This is a genomic window from Candidatus Cloacimonadota bacterium (genome assembly GCA_011372345.1).
In the GTDB taxonomy this organism is placed as follows: domain Bacteria; phylum Cloacimonadota; class Cloacimonadia; order Cloacimonadales; family TCS61; genus DRTC01.
In genome coordinates this window covers 1-1,765 of sequence record DRTC01000238.1, presented here as the reverse complement: position 1 = coordinate 1,765, position 1,765 = coordinate 1, and the positions used below count along the sequence as shown (strand labels likewise).

Below are 1,765 nucleotides of genomic sequence, written 5' to 3'. Positions count from 1 at the left end.
CTGATTTTGAAATAGAAACTTTACCTGAAACTGAAAATTTCAATAATATTCTAAAAGAAATCTATCCTTTTAAAAGCAAACTCGACGAGAATTCGCAGAAAGGTTTTCTTATAAGTCTGACAGCAGCATCTCTTTTACGCTCGTTTTATGAATTACGGGATTTCGAGAGAAGTTCCTTCAAAGATGTAAGGAATAAGAAGAATGGGCTTTTCTTTTATGCTCTTGCTTGTCAGCTTCTTGATGGTCACGACTTTATCAGGAAAAAAAGTGCAAGTACGAAGGATGCTTTTGATTTCCCGGAGTAGTTCAGAACTTGTTCTGAATCAAACCGAACAGAGAGATATTTTTACGGAAATTACATGAAAGAAATTCATTGGAGTAATTTTCGCAAAAAAAAGCCAACCGAACAAGTTCGGTTCTACATTAATTGGAGAAAAAATGAATTCAAAAAAACAAAATCAAATTCTGAAATTCCTGAAAGAATTAAACAGAACCATCTTATACCTTGATCCTGAACTTCCTGAACGCAAATGTCATCGAATCAAAGAAAAAGAAAAATATACTTTTACAAACTCCATTCAGGAAGCAGTAGATTTATGTAAAAAATTTCTTTTCGAGCTAATAATATTCAATCCAAATTTCGCAGAGAAAGAAATTCTTTTTGATTTGATCAACAAACTCAAAATTCAAAATAAGAAAACGAAAATAATAGCATTTTCCAATGAAGATGATTTTGAGAATGTTTTCAAAGCCTATCAAAGTGGCACTGATTTATTCATTCCAAAAGAAAGTATCAATTTAGAATATTTCAAAACCGTTGTGGAATTGGTTTTACAGGATTATTCCCGCATCATCATTTCCAAAAATCCTGAACTGCAGAAATGTTATCAATTGTTATCATTTTATACCGAAAGTATTAATTCCGATATATTAATTAATGGTGAGAATGGAACTGGAAAAGGAATTCTGGCGAGAGCAGTTTATATTTTGGGAAATTACAAAGGTGATTATATTGTTCAGAACTGTGCCGGAATTCCCGATACTTTGTTTGAAAGCGAAATGTTCGGATATGAAGCAGGAGCATTTACCGGAGCAGATAAAAGAGGAAAAACCGGAGTTTTTGAAAAAGCAAATAAAGGTATCCTTTTTCTCGATGAAATTGGCGATCTTCCCCTTAATCAGCAGGCAAAACTGCTGCGAGCAATTCAAAGAAAGGTTATCCTCAAAGTTGGTTCGACCAAAGAGAAAAAGATCGAGGTGCGATATATTTATGCGACTAATAAAAATCTTTATGAAGCGGTACAACAGAATAATTTCCGGGAGGATTTTTATTATCGTCTAAAAGGGGCTGAAATTAACATTCCTCCTTTGCGGAAAACTCCGGAAGATATCGAAGTTATGTGTGCGGTTTTTACAAATCGTTTTTTAAAGGAACAGGTATCCAAAGACTTTTCAGGAAAAATAAAACTGAATCAGGAATCTCTCGTTAATCTGCTAAAATATAATTTTCCTGGAAATATGAGAGAACTCCAGAAAATCGTATATCAATCTTTGATCAAAATGTTAATGAATAATTCCGATGAATTGATTTTAGAAATTGATAAGAAAGAAAACCTGTCATCTCTAAAAACAAAAACAAATGTAGAAACCTTCTGGCAGATAATAGAGTTAATGGAAAACGGTCATCTCCGATACGGTGGATTGATGGACAATATGAAGAAACATGTGATTCAACATCTTCGTACAAAATATAAAGATAATCGTG

At 33.0% G+C, this 1,765-nt stretch carries 1 protein-coding gene; it reads left to right on the top strand.

Features of this window, described 5'->3' with window-relative positions:
• Nucleotides 1-438 precede the first annotated feature (438 nt).
• Nucleotides 439-1,765, top strand: a 1,327-nt coding sequence (locus tag ENL20_04590; GenBank protein HHE37833.1) for a sigma-54-dependent Fis family transcriptional regulator, incomplete at its 3' end; no start/stop codon positions are given.